Origin of the sequence: Streptomyces sp. NPDC059166 (assembly GCF_042755185.1) — a bacterium.
Taxonomy (GTDB): domain Bacteria; phylum Actinomycetota; class Actinomycetes; order Streptomycetales; family Streptomycetaceae; genus Streptomyces.
In genome coordinates this window covers 1-19,529 of sequence record NZ_JBHZCI010000066.1, presented here as the reverse complement: position 1 = coordinate 19,529, position 19,529 = coordinate 1, and the positions used below count along the sequence as shown (strand labels likewise).

The following is a 19,529-nucleotide window of genomic DNA, read 5'->3' as shown; positions in this document are numbered from 1 at the left end:
GGCCTGGGGGCCCCCCCCTGCACACCAGGGTGCGGCCCCCAGGCCGTCGCCGTGTCCGGCCGGGGCCGGACCGCGCCGGCGTCCCCGGGCGCCCCCGGCGACTCCCGACGGGCGGGCGCCGCCGGCCGCCCGCCGCCGGGCACACGGCGCCGCCGCCCACCAGCGCCGATAGATGCCCACCGGCCGTCGCGGGCCCTCTCCGCGGGCGCGCCCCGCGGGCCCTCTCCCGGCGGTGTTCCGTTCCACGGGGCAACCGCTCGGCACGGGCCGCACATCCGTACCGTTAGTGTGGGGCCCCGTCCGAGAGACGCGCCAACGCCCCGCCGCGGCGCGCGTGTACACCGATGCAGCCCCCGGGGGGACCCCCTCCGGACCCGGCCGGAGGGCCCGTACCCCGATGTCCGTGCACAGCCACTCGGCGGCGCCGAACGCGGCCGCCGCCGCCCCAGAGTTCCCCCGGCACGTCGTCACCGCCGTGCTGGTCTCGCACGACGGCGCCCGCTGGCTGCCCCGCGTGCTGGACGGACTGCTGGGGCAGGAGCGCCCCGTACAGGACGTCGTCGCCGCCGACACCGGCAGCGCCGACGACTCCGCCCGTCTGGTCACCGAGGCGCTCGGCGCCGAGCGCGTCCTCCACCTGGCGCGGCGCACGAGCTTCGGGACCGCCGTCGACGAGGCGACCCGCACGGCCGGGGTGCTCACCCCCGACGACCTGCCCTACCTGAAGCGCCCCAGCGGCTGGGACCCGGTCACGCGCAGCTGGCGCGACGACGCCTACGACATGCCGGAGCTCCCGCACGGCGAACCGGTCCAGTGGCTCTGGCTGCTGCACGACGACAGCGCACCCGAACCGGACGCGCTCGCCGAACTGCTCAGGGTCGTCGACAACGACAGGCACGCCGCGATCGTCGGGCCCAAGCTGCGCGGCTGGTACGACCGCAAACAGCTCCTCGAGGTCGGTGTCTCGATCGCCAACAGCGGCCGTCGCTGGACCGGACTGGACCGGCGCGAGCAGGACCAGGGCCAGCACGACCAGGTCCGTACGGTGCTGTCGGTCTCCTCCGCGGGCATGCTGGTGCGGCGCGACGTCTGGGAGGAGCTGGGCGGCTTCGACCGCAGGCTCCCGCTCATGCGTGACGACGTCGACCTCTGCTGGCGCGCCCACCTGGCCGGACACCGGGTACTCGTCGCCCCGGACGCCGTACTCCGTCACGCAGAGGCCTCCGCCAGGGAACGACGCCCCATCGACTGCGCCGGCCGCTCCGTCTCCAGTCCGCACCGCGTCGACAAGGCCGGCGCCGTCTACACGATGCTGGTCAACGCACGCGGCAAACAGCTGCCGTGGGCCCTGGTCCGCCTCCTCGTCGGCACCCTGCTGCGCACCCTTGCCTACCTCGTCGGCAAGGTGCCCGGACAGGCGCTCGACGAGGTCGCCGGACTTTTCGGCACGCTGCTGCGCCCCGGCAGGATCCTTGCCGCGCGCCGGGCGCGCGGCAAGGGCGCGGTGGACGCGGCCGAGCTACGCTCCCTGTTCCCGCCGGCCGGCGCCACGGTCCGTGCGACGGTCGAGCAGATCGCGGGCAACTTCGGCAGCCGCACCGATTCCGACTCCGGTGGATCACGGCACGGGGTCGTCGAGTCCGGGCCCGGTGGTGACGACGCCGACTTCCTCGAGATCGAGCAGTTCGCCCGGCTCAAGAAGGTCGGCCGCAAGCCCGGTCCCGTCCTCTTCCTCGTCCTCCTTCTCGTCTCGCTGGTGGCGTGCCGGAGCCTCCTCGGCGGCGGAGCCCTCGCGGGCGGCGCGCTGCTCCCGGCCCCCGCGGACGTCTCCGACCTCTGGGCGCGCTACGCCGACGGCTGGCATCCCGTCGGCACCGGCGGGACCCAGGCCGCCCCGCCCTACCTCGGCGTGCTCGCCGCCCTGTCGGCGCTGTTCCTCGGTTCGACGGGCTTCGCCCTCACCGTGCTGCTCGTCTGCTCCGTCCCGCTCGCCGGACTCACGGCGTACTTCGCCTCCCGGCCGCTCCTGGAGTCCCGGCTCCTGCGGGCCTGGGCGAGCATCGCCTACGCGTTCCTCCCGGCGGCGACCGGAGCCCTGGCCACCGGCCGTCTCGGGACGGCCGTCCTGGCCGTCCTGCTCCCGCTGATCGCCCGCGCCGCCGTGGCCGCGTACGGGCTGCGCGGAGGCGGATCCACCGCCCGCGGCACCTGGCGCGCCACCTGGGCGTACACGCTGCTGCTCACCCTCGCCACGGCGTTCACCCCGATCGTGTGGCCGCTCGCCGTGGTCCTGGGCATCGGAGCGCTCGTGCTGCGGCGCAACGACATCGCCGCGTACGGGCCGCGCTTCCTGGCCCTGGCCGGCACCCCGATGCTGATCCTCGCGCCGTGGTCGCTCTCGCTGCTGTCGAGCCCCTCCGGGTTCCTCGAGGAGGCCGGGCTCGACCTCGGTACGGGCACGGCCTCGGCTCTCGACCTGCTCGGAATCAGCCCGGGCGGCCCCAAGGCGGCGGGCGGCATCCTGCTCCTGGGCATCGTGCTCGCGGCGCTCGCGGCCCTGCTGCGCGGTGAGCGGCAGTTCGCGATCCGTGCCGCCTGGGCCGTCGTCCTCGTGTCGCTGGCCTTCGCGGCGGTCTCCAACGGATCCGGCTGGGCCGGACCCGCCACCCTCGTCTACGGCGCGGCGCTACTCGTCGCCGCGCTGCTCGGCGCGGACGGCGCCCGGACCCGGGTCGCGGCGCTGAGCTTCGGCTGGCGTCAGCCGGCGGCGGCGCTGATCGCGCTGGCCGCCGCGCTCGCCCCGGCCCTGGCGGCGGTCAGCTGGATGGTCGGGGGCGCGGCCGGCCCCGTGGAGCGCCGTGACCCCGTGCAGGTGCCCGCGTTCGTGGCGGAGGAGAGCGGTACCCGCGACCAGCCGCGCACGCTGGTGCTCGGGGGCAGCTCACCGGGAGCCGTCTCCTACACCCTGGTCCGCGGCTCGGGTGCCCGGCTGGGCGACGCCGAGCTCACCGCCGCGGGCGGCAGCAACGCACGCCTCGACAAGGTGGTCGCCAACCTGGTCGCCGGCTCCGGCGCGGACCAGGGAAGCCAGCTCAGCGGTTTCGCGATCCGTTACGTCCTGGTACGGGACGGAGCGTCCCGTGAGACGAGCCGGGTCCTGGACTCCACCCCTGGTCTCAGCCGGCTGAGCCAGCTCGACGGCAGTGCTCTCTGGCGGGTCGACCGTCAGGTCTCCCGTCTGGCGATCGTCCCGGCCGGTGAGGACGCCGAGCCCGTGCCCGTCGGCTCGCAGGCGGTCGAGGCGCACACCGAGGTGCCCGCGGGCGGAGCGGGCCGGGTGCTCAGGATCGCCGACGCGGCCGACCCGGCCTGGCAGGCCACTCTGAACGGCCGGGCGCTGAAGCCGAAGACCGTGGACGGCTGGGCCCAGGGCTTCGAACTGCCCGCGGAGGCCGGCACCCTCGACCTCACGTACGACACCCCCGTCACGCACACCGCGTGGGTCTGGGCGCAGATCGCCCTCGGAGTCGTCCTCGTGGTCCTCGCCCTGCCAGGACGCCGGCGCGAGATCGACGACGATCTCCCCGAGGAGACCGAGGCCGTACCGGCGGAGCCGGTCGCGGGGGAGGGGCGCAGGGCGCGCAGGCTGCGCGCCGCCGCCCAGGCGGAAGCCGCCGCCACCGCCGAGGCGGACGGTGACGCGTACGGGCAGGCCGACGCGGCGACGCTGTACGCCGACGCGGTGCCGGCTGCCCCGGAGGAGACGCCCGGCGCGTACATCCCGGCGCAGCAGGACGACGGTGCCTACCCGGCGGGCCCCGCCGACCCGGACGCCACCGGAACCTACGCGGCGGTCCCGCACCAGCAGTACGCGGAGTGGGACGGCGGGCAGTACCAGGGCGCGGACCACGGCGTGTACCAGGCGGGTCAGAGCGCCGGCCGGTACGACGAGGCCGGTTCCTACCAGCAGGACCAGTACCAGCACGACCAGTACCAGCAGGACCAGTACACGCAGGGCCAGTACCAGCAGGACCCGTACCAGCAGGGTGTCTACGACCCGTACGGCTACGCGCAGCAGCCCTACGCCACCGACCAGGGCGAGACCGCCTACGACGGGCAGGGCGGGCAGGCTGACGAACCGGCCCCTGGCCACGACCCCTGGCAGACGGGCAACGGCAACCCCAACGGCAACGGCAACGCATCGCGAGGCGAGTCCGAGTGAAGTCCATCCCCAAGTCCCTCATCGCGGGCGTGGTCGCCCTGGCCGCCGTCACCGGGTTCGCCGGCCTCACGGCGCCGGGCGACGAGGGCGTGACCGGGGCGAAGGCGGCCGCCCGCCTCCCCGTCGAACGCTCCAGCCTCCTGTGCCCGGCACCGAGCTCGTCCGACCTGGCGGACACGACGTACACCTCCGTCACGCCCGCGGGGAAGGACGGCGCGAAGGGCGGTGCCGCCGAGCTGAAACCCGCCGAGGCGCTCCCCGCCGACGAGGACGCGACCGCGGACGAGGACGGGAAGAAGGACGGGAAGGACTCGGAGAAGGACGGGAAGAAGGGCGACGGGAAGAAGGCGACGGACGGCAAGCCCGTCGTCTCCCTCAAGGAACTCGGCGAACCGGTGACCGCCGACACGACCGAGGCGGACGCTCCCGCGCTGATCGGTACCGCCACCGGCGCGTTCGCCCCCGGCTGGGCCGCCCAGCAGACCACCACCACCGCCGCGGGCGGCGCCCGCGGCCTGCTCGGCGTCAGCTGCACGGCTCCGGACACGGACTTCTGGTTCCCCGGCGCGAGCACCGCCGAGGACCGGCAGGACTACGTCCACCTGACCAACCCGGACGACACCGCGGCCGTCGCCGACATCGAGCTGTACGACGCGGACGGCCCTCTCGACTCCGACGTCGCCGAAGGCATCACCGTCCCGGCCCGGTCCAGTGTCCCGATGCTGCTCTCGACCCTGACCGGCGAGCAGGCCGAGAACGTCACCGTCCATGTGACCACCAGGACGGGACGCGTCGGCGCCGTCGTGAGCTCGGCCGAGGAGGGGGTGGGCAGCGACTGGCTGCCCGCCTCCGCCGACCCTGCCGGGACCCAGGTGCTGCCCGGCATCCCGGCCGACGCGACCTCCGTACGCCTGGTGGCGTTCACCCCGGGGGACGACGACGCCGATGTGAAGGTCCAGCTGCTCGGCAAGAACGCGACGTTCTCCCCGGCGGGGAACGCCACCCTGCACATCAAGTCGCGGATGACGGCGAGCGTCGACCTCAAGGACGTCACACGGGGCGAGCCCGGCTCGATCCGCCTCTCGCCCGTGGGCGGCGGCGCCGCCCCGGTGGTCGCCGCGCTGCGCGTGGTGCGCGGCACCGGGGCCAAGCAGGAGGTCGCGTTCATCCCCGCGACCGGCCCGGTGGGCGAGCGGGCGACCGTCGCCGACAACCGGGCCAAGGGCTCGGTGCTCTCCCTCACCGCTCCGGGGGCCACGGCCCAGGTCAAGGTCACCTCGTCCGCCGGCAGCGATGCCGGTGAGCCGGCCGTCAAGACGTACACGGTCAAGGGCGGTACGACGCTGGAGGTCACACCGGAGCCGCCGGCCGGTCTCAAGGGCGGCTACGCCCTGACGGTGGAGACCGAGTCGGGCGGCCCCGTGCACGCCTCGCGCATGCTGCAGGTCACCGAGAACGGGATCGGAATGTTCACCGTGCAGACGCTTCCCGACGACGGAGGCATGGTCGAGGTTCCCAGGGCCGAACAGGATCTGTCGGTCCTGGACGACTGAGCGCCGCCCTCAGTCCTGCCCGTACCGGGGGTCCACGGACTCGGGCGAGAGGCCGAGCAGCTCCGCGACCTGTTCCACCACGACCTCGTGGATCAGCAGGGCGCGCTCGTCCCTGCTCTTGGTGCGGATCTCGACGGGCCGCCGGTAGACGACGATCTGGGCGGGCCGGCCCTTCTCCGCGGAGAGGGCCCGCCCGAGCGGCACGGTGTCCTCGAGGGCGCCCGGCACGTCCAGGACCATGAAGTCGACGTCGGCCAGCTGCGGCCAGCGCCGCTCCAGCCGCTCCACCGAATCCTGCACGAGATCGCGGAAGCCCTCCGCCCGGCTGACCGACAGCGGCACCTGAGGTGGCGCGACGGGTCCACGCATGCCGCGGCCATGGCGGTCGCGGTGGCGGGGCCGCGGTTCGGACGGGCGGGGAGGCACGGGACTGTCCATCACCGACGCAGCGTAGCCGCCCCGGGGCCACGGAGATCACCGCTTCCCCACGGGCCCGGCGGATGTCGTCGGATGAGCATTCCGGCCAGGGTTCGGTGCACTTCCGGTCCTTGCTCCGATCGCGGACCCTCCGCCGTATGACCGCTTGTGTGCCGGCCGGTGGCCGCCTCCGGGCCTCCCCGGGGCTGCGGGGACCGCTGCCTCGCAGGTCGGAGGGGTTCCGCGGGCTCCTCCCTGGGGCGTTCCGCGGAGCGACACGAGGGGGTGAGCTGAGGGAGAGTCATCGCAGCCCGCTCAAGAGTGCGGTACCGTCCAACATCGTGAGCCCTGTACGTCGCTGTTCGCGAACCGCGTGCGGCCGTCCCGCCGTCGCGACACTGACGTACGTCTATGCCGACTCGACCGCGGTCCTCGGCCCGCTCGCCACCTACGCCGAGCCCCACTGCTACGACCTCTGTGCCGAGCACGGCGAACGGCTCACGGCCCCGCGCGGCTGGGAGGTCGTCCGGCTCTCCGACCCCTCGGCCCCCACCCGCCCCAGCGGCGATGATCTCGAGGCGCTCGCCAACGCCGTCCGCGAGGCGGCCCGGCCGCAGGAGCGGCAGCCCGGTGACAGGGGGCCGCGTACGGCGGATCCGGTCGAGGTCGCACGTCGAGGGCACCTGAGGGTGCTGCGCTCCCCGGACTCCTGACGCGTTCCTCCCGGCCCGGCCGAGGGCTCTCTCCGGCCGAGTGGTTTCCCCGGCCGAGCGGTCCCCATTTGCCCGGCTGGTCTCTCGCGGACCCTGTGCCCGTCGCCGGACGATGCCGGTCGCTGAATGCGGAACGAAGTTTTCCGGTACGGCCCATTGACGGGCGGTTGTCGCGGACATGACCATGCCTCCATCCGTGAAAGATCTTCCGCATCACGGAATCCGGGGAGGCCTGTGTGTTTGTCCAGCAACTCGAACCCGTAGCCGATTCGCTCGGCCTGTCCGCTCTGGTCGCCGCGCTGCCGCTGGTGACCGTGCTGATCCTGCTCGGCGCCCTCCGGATGAAGGCCCACCTCGCCGGACTCATCGGGCTCGCCGTCGCGGTGCTCGTCGGCTGCCTCGCCTTCGGGATGCCGTTCGGCCAGACGCTTTCCGCCGGGGCCCAGGGCGTCCTCTTCGGACTCTTCCCGATCATGTGGATCGTCGTCAACGCCCTGTGGGTGTACCGGATGACCGTCCGCACACAGCACTTCGACATCCTGCGCCGTTCGTTCGGCAGGGTCTCCGACGACCCTCGCGTCCAGGCCCTCGTCATCGCCTTCTGCTTCGGCGCCCTCCTGGAGGCCCTGGCCGGCTTCGGCGCGCCCGTGGCCATCTGCTCGGTCATGCTCGTGGCGCTCGGGTTCGACCCTGTGAAGGCCGCCGTCGTCTCCCTGGTCGCCAACACCGCGCCCGTCGCCTTCGGCGCGATGGGCACCCCGGTCGTCACGCTCGCCCAGGTCACCGGCCTGCCGCTGGACGATGTCGCCACGGTCGTCGGCCGGCAGACCCCGCTGCTCGCGCTCGTCGTCCCGCTGATCCTCGTCTTCCTCGTCGACGGCCGCAGGGGGCTGCGGGAGACCTGGCTGCCCGCCCTCGTCTGCGGAGTGACTTTCGCCGTCGCCCAGTTCGCCGCATCCAACTTCGTCTCGGCCCAGCTCGCCGACATCGCCGCTGCGCTGGTGGGCGCGGGCGCGCTGATCGCCGTACCCGGGGCCCGCAGGCCCGCGGGTGAGGACGTACGCGAGGCGGTGCTGACGGGCGCCCGCAGCGAGGACCTCGACCAGGAGGACCCGCGCCGCGAGGTGCTGCGGGCCTACGCCCCCTACGCGCTGATCGTCGCGGTGTTCTCCGTCGCGCAGATCCCGCCGGTCAAGGACCTGCTGGCCGAGGCGACCCGCGTCTTCGACTGGCCCTTCCTCGACGTCGCCGGCCCGGACGGCGAACCGGTCGGAGCCAACGTCTTCACGCTCCCGCTCGTCGGCACGGGCGGCACGCTCGTCCTGCTCGCCGGCCTCGTCACCGCAGTCGTGCTCGGTGTACGGGCGGGAGCCGCCGTACGGGAGTGGGCGGCCACCGTGCACGAACTGCGCCACGCCATCCTCACCGTGACCTCCGTACTGGCCCTCGCCTACGTCATGAACCTGTCCGGGCAGGCCGCGACCATCGGCCAGTTCGTCGCCGCGGCAGGCGCGGGGCTGGCCTTCCTCTCGCCGGTGCTCGGCTGGTTCGGGGTCGCCGTGTCCGGCTCCGACACCTCGGCCAACGCCCTCTTCGGGGCCCTCCAGGTCTCCGCCGCACGGGAATCCGGCCTCTCGCCCGCGCTGCTCGCCGCCGCCAACAGCTCCGGAGGAGTGCTGGGCAAGATGATCTCCCCTCAGAACCTGACCATCGCCTGCGCCGCCGTGGGCCTCGCCGGCCGGGAGGGCGACCTGCTCCGCAAGGTCCTGCCGTGGAGCCTCGGACTGCTCCTGGTCATGTGCCTGATCGTGATGGCGCAGAGCACCGCGGTGCTGGGCTGGATGCTCCCCTGACGGGGCTGCCCGCGGCGCCGGGTAGTTTGGGCGGTCCGTAAAGACCCAGGAGGACCGGCCGTGGTTGCTGACCTGTCGCAGCTCGTGAAGGCGTACGACGTGCGCGGAGTGGTGCCCGACCAGTGGGACGAGACGCTCGCCGAACTCTTCGGCGCCGCCTTCGTACAGGTCACCGAGGCGGACGCGATCGTCATCGGCCACGACATGCGGCCGTCCTCGCCCGGCCTCGCGGACGCCTTCGCCCGCGGGGCGACGGCCCGCGGTGCCGACGTGACCCTCATCGGGCTCTGCTCGACGGACCAGCTGTACTACGCCTCCGGAGCGCTGGACCTGCCCGGCGCGATGTTCACCGCCTCGCACAACCCGGCGCGGTACAACGGGATCAAACTGTGCCGCGCCGGAGCGGCCCCGGTCGGCCAGGACACCGGACTCGCCGAGATCCGCACCCTGGTCGAGGAGTGGTCCGAGCACGGCGCGCCCGCCACGGACGTCACCACCCCGGGGACGGTGACCGAACGCGACACGCTCGCCGACTACGCCGCGCACCTCCTGGCCCTCGTCCCGCTCTCGGGCATCCGTCCGCTGAAGGTCGTCGTCGACGCGGGCAACGGCATGGGCGGGCACACCGTGCCCACCGTCTTCGCGGGGCTCCCCCTGGACCTGGTGCCCATGTACTTCGAGCTCGACGGCACCTTCCCGAACCACGAGGCGAACCCCCTCGACCCGAAGAACATCGTCGACCTGCGGGCCCGCGTCCTCGCCGAAGGGGCCGATCTCGGACTCGCCTTCGACGGGGACGCCGACCGCTGCTTCGTCGTCGACGAGCGGGGCGAGGGCGTCTCCCCGTCCGCGGTCACCGCTCTGGTCGCCGCCCGTGAGCTGGCCCGCAACGGCGGCGAGGGCACCGTCATCCACAACCTGATCACCTCCTGGTCCGTCCCGGAGGTCGTCCGCGAGAACGGCGGAACCCCCGTCCGCACCCGCGTCGGCCACTCCTTCATCAAGGCCGAGATGGCCCGTCACGGGGCGATCTTCGGCGGCGAGCACTCCGCGCACTACTACTTCCGCGACTTCTGGAACGCCGACACCGGCATGCTCGCCGCCCTCCACGTCCTCGCCGCCCTCGGCGGCCAGGACGGCCCGCTCTCCGGGCTCCTCGACAGCTACGACCGGTACGCGGACTCCGGCGAGATCAACTCCACGGTCGCCGACCAGGCGGCCAGCCTCGCCGCGATCAGGGCGGCCTACGAGGACCGGGACGGCGTGCGGTTCGACGACCTCGACGGGCTCACGGTCACCGGGACCGACTGGTGGTTCAACCTCCGCGCCTCCAACACCGAACCGCTGCTGCGTCTGAACGTCGAGGCGCGGGACGAGAAGACGATGGCGGGCGTCCGCGACGAGGTCCTCGCCCTCGTACGGGCGTGAATCCGGCCGCGTACCGGGTGTGATCACCGTCCACCCGGTTCCGGTTGTGACCACCGGCCACCCGGTTCCGGGTGTGACCACCGCCTACCTGTTGCCGGGTGTGACGGCAGTCCCGCCGGTCCGGGGCGGGACGGCGATCCGTTCCCGGGCGGGATCACACCGGTGTCCCGGGGAGCGATCGCATCCGTGTCCCGGACGTGGCCGCGTCCGGGACACCGGCCCGATCCCCGCCGCGCCACGGGAGTGATCGCCACGCATCAGGGGCACACGCAACCCGTGGGCACGACCCGGGGTTCAGATGCCCACACCGTCCGCCCGGGGCCGACGCCGACGCATGCCCCGCCGGGCGGGACCCGCCGGGCCGCGACCCTCCCGGCCCGGCGGTAGGCTGACCACGCCCCAAGCTCCGCCGACCCGCCCCGGGTCCGGACGGGGATCCGCACCGTATGCCTGAAGGGACCCACCCCATGCCGCTCGAAGCCGGCCTCCTGGAGATCCTCGCCTGCCCGGCCTGCCACGCCGGGCTCGACGACCGGTCAGCGGCCGAGAACCCCGAGCTGGTCTGCACCGGCGCGGACTGCGGTCTCGCCTACCCCGTCCGGGACGGCATCCCGGTGCTCCTCGTCGACGAGGCCCGCCGCCCCGCGTAACCAGCACCCTGATCAGCACGGTGATCGGAGGCCCACACATGCTCGACGAGTCACTGCTCGACGCACCGGAAGCCCTGGCACGGGCCGACAGGCGAGGACTGCTGCGCGGTGCCGCCGAGGCCGGAGCCCGCGTCCGCACCGCCGCCCGGCACGCGGCCGAGGCCGGAATCGGCTCCCTGGCCCCCGAGGGCAGGCCCCGCGCCGTCCTCGTCGCGGGACCAGGCACCGCCGCGACCGGTGTCGCCGACCTGATCGGCGCGCTCGCCGGCGCCTCCGCGCCCGTCACCGCGATCCGTCCCACCGGAGTCGACGCGGCCCCCGGCGCACTGCGCTGGACGCTCCCCGGCTGGGCCGGATCCGTCGACCTGCTGCTGATCGCCACGGCCGACGGCTCGGAGCCCGGTCTCGCCCTGCTCGCCGAGCAGGCCTACCGCCGGGGCTGCACCGTCGTCGCCGTCGCACCCGTCCGCTCCCCGCTGCGCGAGGCCGTCGACGGGGTGCACGGGCTCGTCGTCCCCATGGCGGCCGCCCCGCACGGCGAGTACGACGCCGAGACATCGGCCGCGGGCCCCGGCACCCTCTGGGCCCTGCTCACCCCGCTGCTCGCGCTGCTGGACCGGGTCGGCCTGATCGACGCGTCGCCGGACGCGCTGCAGAAGGTGGCCGACCGCCTCGACCGCACCGCCGAACGCTGCGGGCCCGCGATCGCCACGTACAGCAACCCGGCCAAGACCCTCGCCGCCGAGCTCGCCGACAGCCTGCCGCTCCTCTGGACCGAGGGCGACGCCGCCGGTCCCGTCGGGCGACGCTTCGCCGCCGTCCTCGCCGAACTAGCCGGCCGCCCCGCCCTGGTGGCCGAACTGCCCCAGGCGCTGCCCTCCCACGGAGGCCTGCTCGCCGGAGCATTCGCCGCCGGAGGCGACCCGGACGACTTCTTCCGGGACCGGGTGGACGAGCCCGAAGCCATGCGGGCCCGCGTCGTGCTGCTCCGCGACCGGCCCGCCGGCGGCCTCACCGCGAGTCCGGCCGCCCGCGAACTCGCCCTCAGCCACGACACGGCCATCAGCGAACTCGAACCGGAGGAGGGCAGCGGCCTGGAAGCGCTGGCCGAGCTCCTCGCGGTCACCGACTTCGCCGCCGTCTACGCCTCCCTGGCCTCCGACAACCGGGCCTGACCGCCGGCACATCCGGCGGCCACGCCCCGCCACCACCGGGCGCACTCCGCCCCGCACATCCGACGAGGACGAATTTCCATGGACCGGCTCTCCAACACCGTGCGCCCCTACGCCTGGGGGTCCACCACGGCCATCCCCGAGCTGCTCGGCACGGCTCCCACCGGCGAACCCCAGGCCGAGATGTGGATGGGAGCCCACCCCGGTGCCCCGTCCCGTCTCACCCGCACCCCGGAGGGCGACGCGGAACGGCGGGAGCAGTCGCTGACGGACGTCATCGCCGCCGACCCCGAGGGCGAACTCGGTCCGCGGGCCGTCAGCGCGTTCGGACCCCGCCTCCCCTTCCTGCTCAAGCTGCTCGCCGCCGGAGCCCCGCTGTCGCTCCAGGTCCACCCAGACCTCGCTCAGGCCCAGCAGGGCTACGCGGACGAGGAACGGCGGGGCGTACCCCTGGACGCACCCCACCGCACCTACAAGGACGCCAACCACAAGCCCGAGCTGATCTGCGCGCTCACCCCCTTCGACGGCCTGTGCGGATTCCGCAGGCCCGCCGAGGCCGCCGACCTGATAGCCGCCCTCGGAGTCGACTCCCTGAAGCCCTACGTGGACCTCCTCCACGCCCGCCCCGAGGACGAGGCCCTGCGCGAGGTCCTCACGGCGATCCTCACCGCAGACCCTGACGAGATGACCCACACCGTGGCCGAGGCGGCCGAGGCCGCCGAACGGCTCGGCGGGGCCCACGCCCCGTACGCGCAGATCGCGCACCACTACCCGGGCGACCCGGGCGTCATCGCGGCCATGCTCCTGAACTACGTACAACTCCAGCCCGGCGAGGCCATGTTCCTCGGAGCCGGCGTCCCGCACGCCTATCTCGGCGGCCTGGGCGTCGAGATCATGGCCAACTCCGACAACGTGCTGCGCTGCGGTCTCACCCCGAAGCACGTCGACGTCCCCGAACTCCTGCGCATCGTCCGCTTCGAGGCCACCGAACCCGGCATCCTGCGCCCCGAGGCCGCGCCTGGCGGCGAGGAACTGTACGAGACCCCGGTCGACGAGTTCCGGCTGTCCCGCTACGTCCTGGCCGCCGGCGGAGCCCCTCTCGACCTCACGGCGCCCGCTCCGCAGATCCTGCTCTGCACGGCGGGGGCCCCGAGCGTGGGCGAAATCGCCCTGGCCCCTGGGGAGTCCGTGTTCGTGCCGGCGGACGAAATGGTCGAAGCGGCCGGTACGGGAACGCTCTTCCGCGCGACCGTGGTGGTCTGACGTACCGTCCGCGAAGCGACTGCAACAATGTCCGGCCGTAGCGCGGCGCCCGCCGCAGCACCGAGGAAGGGACACCAGGCACCCATGAGCGCGTCAGGCGGAACCAAGGCGATCGTGGCGGCACTGTCCGCCAACCTCGCGATCGCAGTGGCCAAATTCGTGGCGTTCCTCTTCAGCGGCTCGTCGTCGATGCTGGCGGAGAGCGTCCACTCGCTGGCGGACTCCGGGAACCAGGGACTCCTGCTGCTCGGCGGGAAGAAGGCCCAGCGGGAAGCCACTCCCCAGCACCCCTTCGGGTACGGGCGCGAGCGCTACATCTACGCCTTCCTGGTGTCGATCGTGCTGTTCTCGGTCGGTGGCATGTTCGCCGTCTACGAGGGCTACGAGAAGATCAAGCATCCCCACCCCATCGAGGCCTGGTGGTGGCCGGTGGGTGTGCTGGTCTTCGCGATCATCGCCGAGGGATTCTCCTTCCGCACGGCCATCATGGAGTCCAACGAGACCCGCGGAAAGCTGACGTGGACGCAGTTCGTCCGCCGCGCCAAGGCACCCGAGCTCCCCGTCGTCCTCCTCGAGGACTTCGGCGCCCTCGTCGGCCTGGTCCTCGCCCTCGGCGGCGTCGGTCTCGCGCTGGGAACCGGTGACGGCGTCTGGGACGGCATCGGCACCCTCTGCATCGGTGTCCTGCTCATCGTCATCGCGATCGTCCTCGCCGCCGAGACGAAGTCCCTGCTGCTCGGCGAGTCCGCCGGGGTCGAGGACGTCGAGAAGATCCGCGCCTCCGTCGTCGACGGTGACACCGTCACCCGCATCATCCACATGCGTACGCTGCACCTCGGCCCGGAGGAACTCCTCGTGGCCGCCAAGATCGCGGTGCGCGCGGAGGAGTCCGCCGCCGAGGTCGCGGACGCGATCAACGCGGCGGAGACCCGGATCCGGGAGGCAGTGCCGATCGCCCGGGTCATCTACCTCGAGCCCGACATCTACGACGAGGCGGCGGCACAGGCCGGCGTCAACCCGGCCAAGGCACCGGGCGGCCCGGACTCCCCGGTCTCCCATGGATCAGAGGAACCGTCGGACTCCGCAGGTTCCGCAGGCGCTCCCGGACCCTCCGGCTCGGCTTCCGACCCGACCGGCGACACGCCGTCCGGATCCGGCCACTGAGCTGCTCGGCGTCGGCCACGAACGGCCCCGTGACCCACTCCGCCACCCCGGCGGGCTGGGGCTCACTGGGCCGTTCGGTGTAGATTCGGGGGAGTACCAGACGTCGCTGCTGATGGCGGTCGATCGGTTCGCTGAAGCGGACCGGCCGAGGGAGAGAGGGCCTCCGACGGACTGCACTGCGGATCGCCCGGGCATTCGTATGTCCGTGGCCGCCGCAGAGCCAGCCAGTCCACCCTCGACCCGATACGAGGAGCAGCCCGTTATGACGACGGCCGCCAATCGCCAGGACTTCAAGGTCGCCGACCTTTCCCTCGCCGCCTTCGGGCGCAAGGAGATCACCCTCGCCGAGCACGAGATGCCCGGCCTGATGTCGATCCGCAAGGAGTACGCCGCAGCCCAGCCGCTGGCCGGCGCCCGGATCACCGGCTCGCTGCACATGACCGTGCAGACCGCCGTTCTGATCGAGACCCTCGTCGCCCTGGGCGCCGAGGTCCGCTGGGCCTCCTGCAACATCTTCTCCACCCAGGACCACGCGGCCGCGGCCATCGCCGTGGGCCCGACCGGCACCCCTGACGCCCCCGCCGGCGTCCCGGTCTTCGCATGGAAGGGCGAGAGCCTGGAGGAGTACTGGTGGTGCACGGAGCAGGCGCTGACCTGGCCGAACACGCCCACCGGCGGCCCGAACATGATCCTCGACGACGGTGGTGACGCCACCCTCCTCGTCCACAAGGGCGTCGAGTTCGAGAAGGCGGGCGAGGCTCCCGACCCCGCCACGGCGGACAGCGAGGAGTACGCGCACATCCTCACCCTGCTGAACCGCACCCTCGGCGAGTCCCCGCAGAAGTGGACCCAGCTGGCGTCCGAGATCCGCGGTGTGACCGAGGAGACCACGACCGGTGTGCACCGGCTGTACGAGATGCACCGCGACGGCACCCTCCTGTTCCCGGCGATCAACGTCAACGACGCGGTCACCAAGTCGAAGTTCGACAACAAGTACGGCTGCCGTCACTCGCTGATCGACGGCATCAACCGCGCCACCGACGTCCTCATCGGCGGCAAGACCGCGGTCGTCTGTGGTTACGGCGACGTGGGCAAGGGCTGCGCCGAATCCCTCCGCGGCCAGGGCGCCCGGGTGATCATCACGGAGATCGACCCGATCTGCGCCCTGCAGGCCGCGATGGACGGCTACCAGGTCACGACGCTGGACGACGTGGTGGAGACCGCGGACATCTTCGTCACGACGACGGGCAACAAGGACATCATCATGGCCTCCGACATGGCCCGGATGAAGCACCAGGCCATCGTCGGCAACATCGGCCACTTCGACAACGAGATCGACATGGCCGGCCTGGCGAAGATCGACGGCATCGTCAAGGACGAGGTCAAGCCGCAGGTCCACACCTGGACGTTCAAGGAGGGCAAGGTCCTCATCGTCCTGTCCGAGGGCCGTCTGCTGAACCTGGGCAACGCCACGGGTCACCCCTCGTTCGTCATGTCCAACTCCTTCGCGGACCAGACCCTGGCCCAGATCGAGCTGTTCACGAAGCCCGAGGAGTACCCCACCGACGTCTACGTGCTGCCGAAGCACCTGGACGAGAAGGTCGCCCGCCTCCACCTCGACGCGCTGGGCGTGAAGCTGACGACCCTCCGCCAGGAGCAGGCCGACTACATCGGTGTCCCGGTCGAGGGCCCGTACAAGTCCGACCTCTACCGCTACTGACACCTCCGTCGGCCACCCCGGTCGGCGTGCCCCTCAGCAGCAGGTCCGAGCGCAGGCCCCCGCACCCCCGTGTCGGGGGCCTGCCCCGTACCGCACCCGCACAGCCCGAGGACCCTGAAGGACCCCATGCCCCGCGGCCGATATTCGCTCCACGATCTCCACGACCACACCCCCCTCGGCGAAGAACACTTCCACTGCGCCCCCGGCCCCTCCGGTTGGCGCTATGTCTCGCAGACCACGGCCCCCTCGGGCGCACACCTCGGTTCCGTGGACCTGGCCCTGGACGATCTCGGCCGCCCCATCCGTCTCGAACTGCATGCCGCGAGCTGGCAGATCCGCGGCGCCGCCCTCGACGGGGTCACCTGGGTACGTACCGATCCCACCGGCACCCACGCCACCGAAGGCAATGTCCGGGCCCACTGCTTCTCCGGTACCTCCCCCGCCTTTCTCGTCGCCATTGCCCGGCTCCTGCGCCTCACCCCCGACTCCCCCTCGACCCGCGTCCGCCTGGTCACCTTCACGGACCCGGTCCTCGCCCCCCTGACCGTCGACCAGTCCTGGTCGCTGATGAACAGTGAAGCGCACCCCACTGACAACGGGCCCTTGGTCGTGGACGAATACCAGGTCAACGCCCTGGACACGGGCGATCAGCACACCGTGCACATCGCTGGTGACGTGGTGCTGGCAGCACCCGGGATCGAACTGGAGCACCTTGAATCCCCGCCCTCGGTCCTGCCACTCACCAGGGGCGGGGCGGGCGAGGACTGAACGCGTCTGAGGCGGGCAAGGCGCAAGCACAGAGTCGGTCCTGGCCGCCGCAGGCGCAGAGGCGCAACGGCCCAAGGGCTTCAAGCAGGCGGGGCGAATCCCGTCGGGGCCGTCCGCTGGTCCCCGTCCGGAGGCGGAGCCGACGCGGCCGGCCCGCTGGCGCCCGCGGCCGATTCCATCGCCGAAGGCTGCGGCCGCGCCGGCCGGTCGCCGCGGGCGGAGTGCTGCCGGTCGAAAGGGTGCACGGGCCGTGAGGTGCGGTCCTGGCTTGTCGCGCCGGCGATCCTGCGTACCTCGCGCACCTGCCGCTCGGCGGTGACCGCGGCCAGGTATGCGGCCGCAGGCAGTCCCGGGGGCACCGGGACGCCCGTACGGGCGGAGAGGTCCGAGGCCAGCCGGTCGGCCATGGCGGCGCCCACCGAGGTGTCGAGCTGGTTCATCCGTGTCAGGTACTGGCGTACCGCGAGCCAGAGTCCGTCCGGCACACCCGAGAGATCCAGCTGTGTGAAGCGTCCCGTGAGCCAGGGCGGCGGTGGTGGCGGAGCCGCAGACGTCCGAGTGGCGGGCATCCTCTCCCGCACCACGAGCGTTCCGGCGAAGACGTCGCCGAGCCGGCGGCCCCGGGCGGACACCAAGGACGCGATGCAGCCCACGACCCCGAAGGTTCCCAGAATCTCGACCATTCCCATGGCGCCGCGCACCAGTGCGTGCCGGAACCGGATGGGACCGCCGTCGTCCCGCACCACACGCAGTCCGCAGACCAGCTTTCCGAGCGAACGCCCCTGGGTCAGCGTCTCGACGGCCACGGGGCCGCCCACCAGCACCAGGAGGGACGAGGCGACGGCGACTGCTGCGGCCGCCGCGTCATCCAGGGCCGCGGTCGTCATGGCCAGGCCGATGGACAGCAGAACGAACACGGTCAGCAGCACCGCGAGGTCGACGGCGATGGCCAACGCCCGGCTGGGCAGCCGCGCGGGCCTCAGCCCGAGTACGACCGCGTCCCCGGTAACGAGCTCATCCATGGCCACCCCGCCCCTCGCAGGCATTCCCCGCCCCTGACGACCACAGTCTGCCAAGCTGACCGGCAGTGCACCGCCGCAGTACGGACTTGTACGCACCACCCATGCCTGGAGCAGCAGCCGCACATGGACCTCGATGTCTTCGTGACCACCCACACCAGCGAGTGGGACCGCCTGGACCGTCTGCTGCGCCGGGGGCGCGGACTGACCGGCGATGAGGCGGACGAGCTCGTCGACCTCTACCAGCGCACCGCCACTCATCTGTCCCTGCTGCAGTCGATCGCCCCGGACCCTGTGCTGACCACCAGGCTCACCCAGCTCGTCGCCCGCGCCCGTGCCACCGTCACGGGGACTCGCCGTTCGTCCTGGCGTGACGCGGTCCGCTTCCTGACCGAGGGCTTCCCGGCCGCGGTGTACCGGTCACGGCACTGGTGGATTCCGACGGCGGTGCTCTCGGTGTTCCTGGCAGCCGTCATCGGCTGGTGGATAGGAACTCACCCGGAAGTCCAGGCGTCCATCGCAGCCCCGGAGGACCTGCGCGCCCTGACACGTCCGGGCGGGGAGTACGAGACGTACTACTCCAGCCACCCAGCCGCTTCGTTCGCCGCGCAGGTATGGACGAACAACGCACAGGCGGCGGCCATGTGCCTGGTGCTGGGGGCCTTCCTCTGCGTGCCGGTGATCTGGATCCTCTTCGTCAACGTGCTCAACCTGGCCGTCGGCATCGGCCTGATGTCCTCCGCCGGCCGGCTGGACACCTTCCTCGGACTGGTTCTGCCGCACGGCCTGCTCGAACTGACCGCTGTCTTCGTGGCGGCGGGCACGGGTCTGCGCCTCGGGTGGACGGTCATCGACCCGGGTTCACTGAGCCGGCGATCGGCGCTGGCACAGCAGGGAAGGGCCGCGCTGGGCATGGCCCTCGGCCTGGCGGTCGTCCTGTTCGTATCCGGACTGATCGAAGGTTTCGTCACCCCGTCAGGCCTTCCCACCTGGGCCCGCATCGCCATCGGCTTCGTAGCCGAAGCCGCCTTCCTCATCTACGTCTACGTCCTGGGAGGCCGGGCCGTGCGTGCGGGCGTCACCGGAGACGTGGAGGCCGGAGGGCGGAGTGCGGAGCTCCCCTCCGCATCGTGAGCGCCGATGTGCGTCCGGGCCCGCTGACCTGCTAGTCTCCTCTTCGCCCACAAAAACCATTGACATGGATGGCGTGGGGAGGTAGATTTTAACGGTTCCACGAGCTGGACAGGCTCTGCTGGGACCGACTAAAGTTCAACTCGCTCAAGCAGGGGACGCAGTCCTCGCAGAGCCATTCGATTCTTCTCTTTCGAGCAGACGGCCGAGTTCGCTTAGGCCCAATTGCTTCTGATAAAGTCGAGTCAGCCGAAAGGCAAAGACCATTCAACAGGTCACCGGAATCGAATTCGGACCGGAAACGGAACGAAAAAGAGTCTGGTAAAGTTGGACTCGCCGGAAAGGGAAACGCGAAAGCGAGGAACTGGAAAGCGAAACAGTATGAACCCGCTTCGGCCGGGAATCGGACACGAAAGAGTCTGATAGAGTCGGAAACGCAAGAACGAAGGGAAGCGC

14 protein-coding genes are annotated in these 19,529 nt (G+C 72.2%); 12 read left to right on the top strand and 2 right to left on the bottom strand.

What is annotated here, in order from left to right; genetic code table 11:
* The first annotated feature begins 397 nt into the window (after positions 1–397).
* A complete protein-coding gene (locus ACFXOA_RS31025; protein WP_385035295.1) occupies positions 398–4,222 on the top strand; it encodes a glycosyltransferase family 2 protein in 3,825 nt (1,274 codons plus the stop codon).
* A complete protein-coding gene (locus tag ACFXOA_RS31020) occupies positions 4,219–5,775 on the top strand; it encodes a DUF5719 family protein (RefSeq protein ID WP_385035293.1) in 1,557 nt (518 codons plus the stop codon). Before ACFXOA_RS31025 ends, ACFXOA_RS31020 begins: the two co-directional genes overlap by 4 nt.
* Positions 5,776–5,784: 9 nt before the next feature.
* On the opposite strand, the gene ACFXOA_RS31015 is transcribed toward ACFXOA_RS31020, so the two are convergent.
* Positions 5,785–6,213, bottom strand: a complete 429-nt coding sequence (locus tag ACFXOA_RS31015; RefSeq protein ID WP_385035297.1) for a metallopeptidase family protein — start codon at positions 6,211–6,213, stop codon at positions 5,785–5,787.
* A 320-nt stretch (positions 6,214–6,533) separates the two neighbouring features.
* Between ACFXOA_RS31015 and ACFXOA_RS31010 the strand changes: the two genes are divergently transcribed.
* The 9 genes from ACFXOA_RS31010 (at position 6,534) to ACFXOA_RS30970 (ending at position 16,923) form a co-directional block, all read left to right on the top strand.
* Positions 6,534–6,905 carry a DUF3499 domain-containing protein gene (locus ACFXOA_RS31010; RefSeq protein ID WP_385035291.1) on the top strand — a complete coding sequence of 124 codons (372 nt, stop codon included), beginning with the start codon at positions 6,534–6,536 and terminating at the stop codon, positions 6,903–6,905.
* Between the two features lie 236 nt (positions 6,906–7,141).
* Positions 7,142–8,758 carry an L-lactate permease gene (locus ACFXOA_RS31005; protein WP_385035289.1) on the top strand — a complete coding sequence of 539 codons (1,617 nt, stop codon included), beginning with the start codon at positions 7,142–7,144 and terminating at the stop codon, positions 8,756–8,758.
* 60 nt (positions 8,759–8,818) lie between these two features.
* A complete protein-coding gene (locus tag ACFXOA_RS31000) occupies positions 8,819–10,186 on the top strand; it encodes a phosphomannomutase/phosphoglucomutase (protein ID WP_385035287.1) in 1,368 nt (455 codons plus the stop codon).
* Positions 10,187–10,653: 467 nt separating this feature from the next.
* The gene (locus ACFXOA_RS30995) at positions 10,654–10,836 is read left to right on the top strand and encodes a Trm112 family protein (RefSeq protein WP_099177212.1); all 183 of its coding nucleotides are present in this window, start codon (positions 10,654–10,656) and stop codon (positions 10,834–10,836) included.
* A gap of 38 nt (positions 10,837–10,874) precedes the next feature.
* Entirely contained in the window at positions 10,875–12,011 is a 1,137-nt protein-coding gene (locus tag ACFXOA_RS30990) for an SIS domain-containing protein (RefSeq protein WP_385035284.1), read from the top strand.
* Positions 12,012–12,089: 78 nt separating this feature from the next.
* Positions 12,090–13,271, top strand: a complete 1,182-nt coding sequence (gene manA, locus ACFXOA_RS30985) for a mannose-6-phosphate isomerase, class I (RefSeq protein WP_385035282.1) — start codon at positions 12,090–12,092, stop codon at positions 13,269–13,271.
* A gap of 84 nt (positions 13,272–13,355) precedes the next feature.
* Positions 13,356–14,435, top strand: a complete 1,080-nt coding sequence (locus ACFXOA_RS30980; protein ID WP_385035280.1) for a cation diffusion facilitator family transporter — start codon at positions 13,356–13,358, stop codon at positions 14,433–14,435.
* A gap of 262 nt (positions 14,436–14,697) precedes the next feature.
* Positions 14,698–16,155 (top strand): adenosylhomocysteinase, encoded by a 1,458-nt coding sequence (ahcY, locus tag ACFXOA_RS30975; RefSeq protein ID WP_385035278.1) that lies wholly within the window; start codon positions 14,698–14,700, stop codon positions 16,153–16,155.
* 126 nt (positions 16,156–16,281) lie between these two features.
* Complete coding sequence (locus tag ACFXOA_RS30970) at positions 16,282–16,923, top strand: hypothetical protein (RefSeq protein WP_385035276.1); 642 nt, start codon at positions 16,282–16,284, stop codon at positions 16,921–16,923.
* A gap of 80 nt (positions 16,924–17,003) precedes the next feature.
* On the opposite strand, the gene ACFXOA_RS30965 is transcribed toward ACFXOA_RS30970, so the two are convergent.
* A complete protein-coding gene (locus ACFXOA_RS30965) occupies positions 17,004–17,945 on the bottom strand; it encodes an RDD family protein (RefSeq protein WP_385035274.1) in 942 nt (313 codons plus the stop codon).
* A 123-nt stretch (positions 17,946–18,068) separates the two neighbouring features.
* Here ACFXOA_RS30965 and ACFXOA_RS30960 point away from each other — a divergent pair, with 123 nt between their 5' ends.
* Positions 18,069–19,076, top strand: a complete 1,008-nt coding sequence (locus ACFXOA_RS30960) for a stage II sporulation protein M (RefSeq protein WP_385035272.1) — start codon at positions 18,069–18,071, stop codon at positions 19,074–19,076.
* Positions 19,077–19,529 lie beyond the last annotated feature (453 nt).